This is a genomic window from Streptomyces sp. NPDC030991 (assembly GCF_055571235.1).
In genome coordinates, this window is the sequence record NZ_JBVIFR010000052.1 from 1 (window position 1) to 7,950 (window position 7,950).

8 protein-coding genes and 4 pseudogenes are annotated in these 7,950 nt (G+C 67.5%); 8 read left to right on the plus strand and 4 right to left on the minus strand.

Going from position 1 to position 7,950, the window contains the following annotated elements; genetic code table 11:
* A pseudogene (locus ACZ45E_RS39740) lies at window positions 1-774 on the plus strand (IS3 family transposase); the annotation flags it as partial.
* Window positions 775-963: 189 nt separating this feature from the next.
* Complete coding sequence (locus ACZ45E_RS39745) at window positions 964-2,217, plus strand: MFS transporter (RefSeq protein ID WP_468231414.1); 1,254 nt, start codon at window positions 964-966, stop codon at window positions 2,215-2,217.
* 134 nt (window positions 2,218-2,351) lie between these two features.
* On the opposite strand, the pseudogene ACZ45E_RS39750 reads toward ACZ45E_RS39745, so the two are convergent.
* A pseudogene (locus tag ACZ45E_RS39750) lies at window positions 2,352-2,545 on the minus strand (ISAzo13 family transposase); the annotation flags it as partial.
* Between ACZ45E_RS39750 and ACZ45E_RS39755 the strand changes: the two are divergent.
* A pseudogene (locus ACZ45E_RS39755) lies at window positions 2,523-2,696 on the plus strand (IS5 family transposase); the annotation flags it as partial. The pseudogenes ACZ45E_RS39750 and ACZ45E_RS39755 sit on opposite strands and share 23 nt — an antisense overlap.
* 109 nt (window positions 2,697-2,805) lie before the next feature.
* Here ACZ45E_RS39755 and ACZ45E_RS39760 read toward each other — a convergent pair.
* The gene (locus ACZ45E_RS39760) at window positions 2,806-3,651 is read right to left on the minus strand and encodes an NAD(P)H-binding protein (RefSeq protein ID WP_468231415.1); all 846 of its coding nucleotides are present in this window, start codon (window positions 3,649-3,651) and stop codon (window positions 2,806-2,808) included.
* A 148-nt stretch (window positions 3,652-3,799) separates the two neighbouring features.
* On the opposite strand from ACZ45E_RS39760, the gene ACZ45E_RS39765 reads away from it, so the two are divergent.
* The 3 genes and pseudogenes from ACZ45E_RS39765 (at window position 3,800) to ACZ45E_RS39775 (ending at window position 5,351) form a co-directional block, all read left to right on the plus strand.
* Window positions 3,800-4,192, plus strand: a complete 393-nt coding sequence (locus ACZ45E_RS39765) for a winged helix-turn-helix transcriptional regulator (protein WP_468231417.1) — start codon at window positions 3,800-3,802, stop codon at window positions 4,190-4,192.
* Window positions 4,193-4,267: 75 nt separating this feature from the next.
* A pseudogene (locus ACZ45E_RS39770) lies at window positions 4,268-4,522 on the plus strand (hypothetical protein); the annotation flags it as partial.
* Window positions 4,523-4,655: 133 nt separating this feature from the next.
* Entirely contained in the window at window positions 4,656-5,351 is a 696-nt protein-coding gene (locus tag ACZ45E_RS39775; protein WP_468231420.1) for an alpha/beta hydrolase, read from the plus strand.
* Window positions 5,352-5,475: 124 nt separating this feature from the next.
* Here ACZ45E_RS39775 and ACZ45E_RS39780 read toward each other — a convergent pair whose 3' ends face one another.
* Window positions 5,476-5,991 carry a DUF6192 family protein gene (locus tag ACZ45E_RS39780; RefSeq protein ID WP_468231422.1) on the minus strand — a complete coding sequence of 172 codons (516 nt, stop codon included), beginning with the start codon at window positions 5,989-5,991 and terminating at the stop codon, window positions 5,476-5,478.
* On the minus strand, window positions 5,880-6,242 hold the full coding sequence (locus ACZ45E_RS39785) for a hypothetical protein (RefSeq protein ID WP_468231427.1): 363 nt from the start codon (window positions 6,240-6,242) through the stop codon (window positions 5,880-5,882). Before ACZ45E_RS39785 ends, ACZ45E_RS39780 begins: the two co-directional genes overlap by 112 nt.
* A gap of 465 nt (window positions 6,243-6,707) precedes the next feature.
* Here ACZ45E_RS39785 and ACZ45E_RS39790 point away from each other — a divergent pair, with 465 nt between their 5' ends.
* Window positions 6,708-7,547 carry an IS5 family transposase gene (locus tag ACZ45E_RS39790; protein WP_468231423.1) on the plus strand — a complete coding sequence of 280 codons (840 nt, stop codon included), beginning with the start codon at window positions 6,708-6,710 and terminating at the stop codon, window positions 7,545-7,547.
* 107 nt (window positions 7,548-7,654) lie between these two features.
* The coding region (locus tag ACZ45E_RS39795; RefSeq protein WP_468231425.1) for a transposase at window positions 7,655-7,950 on the plus strand (296 nt) is incomplete at its 3' end.

A 7,950-nucleotide genomic window follows, 5' to 3' on the forward strand; every position in this document is an offset into this window, starting at 1 on the left:
GTGCCGCGCGTCAGGCCGAGCAGGCCGCCGCGGTCGCTGAGATCCGGCAGATCCACGCCGAGCACCACGGCGCCTACGGCGCCCCGCGCATCCATGCCGAACTCCGGTCCCGTGGATGGGAGGTGAACCGCAAGCGCGTCACCCGGCTGATGCGGGTGAACCATATCGTCGGTCGTCATCTGCGCCGGAAGAAGCGGACCACGATCGCGGACAGATGGCTCCGCCCGCACCGGACCTGGTGATGCGTGACTTCACGGCCACGGCGCTGAACAGCAGGTGGTGCGGCGACATCACCTATGTCCCTGTCGGCCCTTCGTGGATGTTCCTGGCGACGGTCATCGACATCTGCTCGCGCCGCGTGATCGGCTGGTCCATCGCCGACCACATGCGCACCCAGCTCGTCACGGACGTCCTCGAGATGGCGGTCGCCGCCCGCGGCGGCCGGGTCGACGGCGTCGTCTTTCACACGGACAGGGCGCCCAGTACGTCAGCCGGGCCTTCGCCGAGGTCTGCCGACGGCACGGCATCCGCCGCAGCATGGGACGTATCGGCTCGAGCTACGACAACGCCCTGGCCGAATCGTTCTTCCAGGGCCTCAAACGCGAGTTGCTCCACGGCCGACGCCTCACCTCGAAAGCTCAGACACGCCTGGAGCTGTTCCGCTGGCTCGCCTACTACAACCGACGCCGCCGCCACTCCGCTCTCGGCTACCTCACACCAGCCGAGTTCGAACAACAACTGGCCTCGTCACATACGCTGTCACTCGTCGCATGAAACCCGGTTCCACTCCCGAGGTTGAACCTCACCGAGCAGCGGTGCCCGGTTGTGTTGACTCGCCTGGTTGTTCACGCGGGTCAACACATCTAGGCCCCGGGCAGTGAACGGCGGTGCTACCGTCGCTCTGATTCTCACCCGCCGTCCGGGCATCCTCGGATCACGGGGGGACGTGACGGAGCGCGCACGATGACTGCCGAGGAACGGACCGCGGCGTACACGACAACAACGGCTGGCCGCCCGGTCGGAGCAGGTCCGACCACTTCGGAAAATCCAAGCAGACCGGGGAACGCAGGACGGTGGCCAGCCACAGCCGTCTTCTTCCTCAACGGGCTCATGCTGTCGACGTACGTCGTCCGGCTGGGATCGCTCAAGGGCAAACACCATCTGAACGACGGGCAACTCGGGCTCATCGGCATGGTTTTTGCTGTGGCGGCCCTCGCCTGCATGCAGGGTGTGGGCCCTCTGACGGCGCGGGTCGGGACGCGGCCGATACTGCGCACCTCCCTCCTCGTTATGCCCGTGCTGCTGGTGCTCATCGGCCTAGTGGGCGGAGTCCTCGAACTCGTGGTGGTCGTCACGGCGCTCGGCGCCGTACACGGCACCACTGACGCAGCCATGAACACTCACGCCGTCGCTATCGAACGGCGTTTCGGACGTCCCCTGCTCAACGGCTGTCACGCCGCCTGGAGTGTCAGCGCGGTCGTGGCCTCACTCGCCGCGGCAGTCCTGGAGCATATGGGTGTCTCGCTCGCCGCGCACCTCGCTGCAACCGGCGCCGTGCTCATGGCGGGGGGCCTGCTGCTGGGACGGCTCCTGGTGGAGACCAGCACGCGAGACGGCGCCGCCACGTCCTCGCCCGCACAGCGCCGTCGCCGACGCGGAGGTTGGAGCCGCCAGGTCGTGGCACTCGGCCTGACTGGCACGGCCCTGATGGTCTGTGAAGGTGCCGCCCTCGGTTGGAGCGCGATCTTCCTGCACGACTCTCGGGGCGCGTCGCTCGGCCTAGCGGCGACGGCGGTGACCGCTTACACCGGTGCTCAGGCGCTCGGCCGAGTGATCGGCGACCGCCTGGCCCTCCGCTATGGCGCCCCGGCCCTTTTTCGCGCCGGCGGCGTCGTCGCGGCCTGCGGGCTGGCGATGGCGGTGCTTTCGCCCAACCCGGCCACGGCCATCGGCGGGTTCGCCGTCGCGGGCGCGGGTGCCTCGGTCCTGATCCCGCTGGCCTACAGCGCGGTCGGGCAGGCGAAGGAGGACGGCCCCGAAGCTGCGACGATGATCTCCCGATTCACCACCTTCACCTACGCAGGGACACTGTTCGGCCCCGCTGTGATCGGCTGGGCCGCTGAGTTCGCCGGCCTGACCTGGACGCTGGCCGCGCTGATCCCTGTGCTGTGTGCTGTCGCGTTCCTGAGCCGACTGCCCGGCTGCCCACAGCGCTGAGGCCGCAGCAGGAGTGCCTTCCCGACATCTCGCGCCCGGATGCATCGCGCGGGCCGCTCGCGCCGATGGCCCGGAAGAACAGCTGGCAGCCGGCCGAGCGGGCAGGCCGGCCACGCGACCCCCCGACGGTCTGCAACCTCAATATCTGTCAGCGATGGGGTTCCGCAGGGGTTGTTCGGGGCGTGTAGTTGTTCCAGTGTGCGGGCGGGCGGGCGGTCCGGGTATCGGTGTGATGAGGATCCGGTGCAGGTCCAGGAGCTGTTTTGCGTCCTAGTACTGGATGGAGGACGCCCGGTAGTTGGTCCGGACAGCCGCGGGTCCGACCCGGCCATGTCGCCGGTGATAAGGGCTACAGCTCCAAGGTCATACGCGGCTGGCTGCGGCGACGGAACATCGGGCACACCATCCCGGAACGGTCCGATCAGGTTCGCAACCGGCTCCGGCGCGGCAGTCCGGGCGGACGGCCGCCGTCCTTCGACGGACCTGCTCACCTTGGATCCCCAATCCAAGGTGCGGGAACCATCTGGGGGTGGTCGGCGGTGCGTCGTGATGGATCGTCCAGGAATGCCTTGACCGGAGACGCAGGACCTATCGAAAGGCGGCGATGTGGCGCTGGGCCCAGTCGGCGAAGGTGCGGGGCGCGCGGCCGAGGAGCCGCTCGACGTCAGGGCTGATGCGCTGCTCGGCGGGGGTGGGCTCACCCAGGATGGTCAGCGTGGTCTCGACCACGGGCTCGGGCATGAACCGCAGCAGCTGCGCGTGGGCCTCGTCGCGGGTCTGCTCGATGAACCGGACGGGTTCGCCGAGTGAGACGGCAATCGCCGCGGCCCGCTGGCGGGGCGTGCTGAGGACAGGCCCGGTCAGCTCGTACGTCTGTCCGGCGTGGCCGTTCTCCCGCAGGGCGGTGGCGGCGACCTCGGCGATGTCGTCCGGGTCGATGGTGGGCAGGCCGATGTCGGCGAACGGCGCGGCGGCGGTCCTTCGGGCGCGGACCGACTCGGCCCAGGCGTACGCGTTGGAGTTGAAGCCTCCGGGCCGCAGGATCGTCCAGTCCATGCCTGACTGCTGGACGGCGTCCTCGATGGATCGTCCCAGGTCCCCGTGAGAGGCCGAATGCGGTCGGGTCGCGACTCCTTGGGAGGACAGCAGGACGACCCGCCCGACGCCGCCGGCCTTGGCGACGTCGAGGATGTCCTGTGGGCTCAACAGGTGCGCGCTGGGGCCGCCGCTTTGAAGGAACAGCGCATCGGCTCCGTCGAAAACGGGCCGAAGGCTCTCAGGATCGACCAGGTCCGCCTGCGTGTACTGGACGCTCGCCGGCACGTCCGCGTCCGAGATCTTCCGGGATGTCGCGGTCACCTGCGCACCGGCTGCCGCGAGGGTCTGCACAAGCGATCGGCCGACATTCCCGGTCGCACCTGTCACTACGAACATGAACAACTCCCGTGTCAATTCAGCATGGTTGTCACCGCCCGAGCGGGCGGGGCCGCCGCGGAGAACTGCTCTCTGGGCGACACGGGGACGCTAACACCGTCGATATAGTAGGTACCTACAGGAAAGTGACTATCCCGATGGGGTGTGTATGGCCGACGACGCTGACTGGGTGGCAGCCGCTGGGACCGACCCGGAACTCGCCTGTCCGACCAGTGCGGTCGTGGACATCGTGTTCAGCCGGTGGACCACGCCGATCCTGTGGACTCTCCACATGCATGGCCGGCAACGGTTCGTCGAGCTGGAACGACGGATCGGCACGATCACACCAAAGGTACTGACCCAGCGGCTGCGTCAGCTGGAACGCGACGGCATGGTCGTGCGTACGTACCACCCGGAGGTCCCCCCTCGGGTCGAGTACGAGATCAGCGAGCTGGGCCGCAGCCTGGCTCCACTCTTCGCGCACCTTGCCGAATGGGCTGCCGGCAACCTGGACAAGGTCGAGCAGGCCCGGCACGACTACGACACCGTTCCACCCCGGTAGCGCGTCAGCGAGAGGGCTCGTTCCTTGTCAGAACTTCCGTAGGACTCCGTTAGGTCTTCCTGTTGGCGCTGATGCTGCAACGTCGATGTCGAGGTGCGGTTGACAGCGGACGGCTCCCGCTGGAGCGCGACTGTGTTCACTCTCGCCGAGGTCGAGCGGCTGATGAAGAGGTGGTCCCAGACAGGCGAGGAGATGGGCGGTCGCTACTTCTGGTGCTCTGACGGCCTGATCGTCCGGGATCCCGGCATCAAGAGCATGACTCAGGTGCTCGTCGGCCTGCTCGAGGCCGGTGACTTCACGCAGGTTCTCCAGCGGCTCGACGACGAGTGACCGGCTGACTCATTCTCAAATGATCACTAGACATAGCGTCTCGTGGCTCATGTCCCTCACACACTGACATTCACGTAACGGCTACTACGTCTACCGTCGGCAGGGGGCAGTCAAAGCAGACGCGGAGGTAGCGATGAGGGTCGTGTTCGTGCATGGGGCGTGCGTGCGGGACGGGTCGTGGTGGTGGCACCGCACCGCCGAGCTGCTGCAGGAGAAAGGGGTGCCGAGCGTGGCCCCGGCGCTGCCGAGCTGCAGCGAGGCGGGCCTGCCCGGCGGCGTCGGCGGTCCGGGGCTGCCCGAGGATGTTGCCGCGGTGCGGCAGGCGCTGCAGGACAGCGACGAGCCGACCATCGTGGTCGCCCACAGCTACGGCGGCATCATCACCGCGGAAGCCGCCGCGGGAACCGGGCCAGTACGCCACCTGCTGCTGGTCTCCAGCTACCTACCCGAGGTCGGGCAGAGCCTGTCGGAGTTCGGGGACGGCAGCCCCGCCCCGTTTCTCGACGTCGACCCCGACGCCGGCACCTTCGGGGTCCGCCCCGAGCTGCTCGTGGATACATTCCTGCAGGACTGCGACCCCGAGATCCAGGCGCAGGCGGCGACCCACCTCGCCCGGCAGAGCGTGCAGGTGACCGGGCAGCCGGTCGCGGCGGCCGCATGGCAGCAGTTGCCCTCTACGTACCTCATCTGCGCCCAGGACCGGGGCACCCCGCCGCAGCTGCAGCGCGAGTTCGCCCGCCGGGCCGGCAGCGTCGTCGAACTCGACGCCGGCCACCACCCGTTCCTGTCCCAGCCCGCCGCGGTCAGGGATCTGCTGCTGAGCCTGTGACGGCAGCCGCGGACGAGCCGGGCCGGCGCGATCCGAAGGAAGGAGACCGTCGTGAGTGCCGAGGAAGAACTGCTGTCGAGGGCCTACCTGGCCTACAACGGGCAGGACGTCGACGGCCTGTTACTCAACCGTATCCGCCCGATTTTCGGCGAATACTACGGAGACCCCGAGAGAGCCGACGACTTGACTGGTGCAGAGAAGCTTCTTGTGGGCGCTCGAAATGCCCTGGAACGAGGCGAGCAGGATCGAGGCCCGCGACTTCTCTCGGTGGATCCAGATCACGGCTCAGCCTTCCCGGCGCCGACGTCCAGCCCAACGTGCACAACCGCGTACAGACCGGGCCGTGAATCCAATCAGCGGGAAACGGCCGATCGGGACGACCTACGCCTCCTCGACTGTCGCGCACAGTGAGACGGTGCTCCGCAGCTTCTACGCTCACCATTTGGAGACCGTTCACCGGCGTGTCCGTCTTACAGCCCACCACCCGCTTCGCGGTGTCCGCACACCCGAGCCTTCCACTGCGCGGATTCACGGGCGGATGCTTGATCCTCTCGAACGGATCCGGCCCCGACGCCAGAATCCTGTGGACCTCGTGCGAGGCGTCCTTGCTCCGGTGCTCAGCCGGCCACTGACCAGCCACCCACCGGTGCCCGCAGCCGTCGAGTACGCCAGGCCCACATCCTCGGCGAACATCGTCAGCGACTGCTTCACCGTGAACAGCTCCCCGCCCCCGTCCGGGCTCGATCCGCCCCGGGCCCTCATGGGCTCGATCTCCAACGCGATATCACCCAAACCGAGCTGGCAGCGCGTACTCAGCTCCACCAGCTTCAGCGACGCTGCCACCAGCCCCTCATACCGGCTGCGGGTCACACTGCCGACCATCTCGCTCACGGCGCTTCACCACCCCAGGCCGAAGTACCGCCGACGACGCCGACGAAGAAAGGCTCCAGCCCCTACCGACACGCTCCGCGCACCTGCCCATGACCACCAGAGCCGACCTCAGCACGGCCCTTCCGTAACCGAACACCCTCGACAGCCCTCCGAACCTGTCCCCACCCGACCGCTGGATGTCAGAAACAGCCCAGAACCTCATAAACGCGTCAAGCGTCGAGTTCAAACACAGGCTCTAAGAGGGGTGTTTTCCCGCATTTCATAGGTGTTTGCGATTAGTTCTGGTGAGTGGCTGGGGTGTTAGCTGTGGCCCACGTCATTCAGGTGACGAGTGGGACGCAGATCCGGCTGTTGCGCTCCCTCTGCTCCTGTTTCGTCGCGAAGTACGCCGCTTGGCTCCGAATGCCCCAGCCGCCCGGCTCCTGCGCCCTGCCCGGCGGCCCGAGCCGGGGCTATGCCGGAAAGATGAGCGCACGCCGCCACTATCCCAGCGACCTGTCCGACGCCCGGTGGGCGCTGATCGAGCCGATGCTGTCGAGCTGGCGCGACGACAGAGTCCGCCGCAGCCTCAACATCGGCCACCCGCCCCGCCACGACCTACCCGACCTCCTGGACACGATCCTGTACGTCGCCCGCACCGGGATCCCCTGGCGCTACCTTCCGCACGACTACCCGCACTGGAACACGGTCTACCACTACTTCGGCCGCTGGGAGAAGGACGGCATCTTCGAGCAGCTCAACGCCCTGCTGCGGCGCCGGGTGCGCGAGGACGAGGGCCGCACACCGGAGCCGACCGCGATGGTCATCGACGCGCAGAGCGTCAAGACCTCCACCAACGTCCCGGCCGCGGACCAGGGTGTCGACGTCAACAAGAAGATCGTGGGCCGCAAGCGGTCCGTCGTGATCGACTCGACCGGCCTGCTGCTGACCGTGCTCGTCAGCGCCGCCAGCATCCAGGACTCCACGGCCGGCGAGGCCTTGCTCAACCGGATCGCGGCGACCTACCCCACCATCTGCAAGGGCTGGGCGGATCGCGGCTATCGCGAATACCTCGTCGACCACGCGGCCCGCCTTGGTATCGATCTCGAAATCGTCCGCCGTATCCCGGGCACCCGCGGCTTCGCCGTGCTCCCGCGCAGATGGGCGGTGGAGAGAACGCTTGGCTGGCTGATGTTCCACCGCCGCCTGGCCCGCGACTGCGAAACCCTCCCGGCCCGCTCCACCGCCATGATCTACCTCGCGATGATCACCCTGATGGCCCGCCGACTCACCGGAGAATCCACCCCAACCTGGCGGGGACTCTGATACCTCGTCAAAGCCCTGTCCCGGGACGAAACATCGGGGGGAAACGCCCTCTAATACTGCAACGGTGTTTGCCGTGACTGTTAGCCAGCTCGGTCGTTGGTCCGGTTATGGGTGGGGACCTTGCTGATGCCAGAGTGTGGGCCGGTGAACTCGGGGCGATGCACGAGCGGTTCGTGCACAGGTTCAGCCGGGAGGAACCGCGACAGTCCGCGCTGGCCTATATGCGAGGGCTGATAGCCCCGCTGGAGCGGAAGAACGGCTGGACGCTGGCAGAAGAAGCCGGGCACACAGGGCCCGATCGCATCCACCGGCTGCTGAACCGGATCGACTGGGACGCTGACCAGGTGCTGGACGACGTGCGTGACTACGTCGTTGAAAACCTCGGTGACCGCGATGCTGTCCT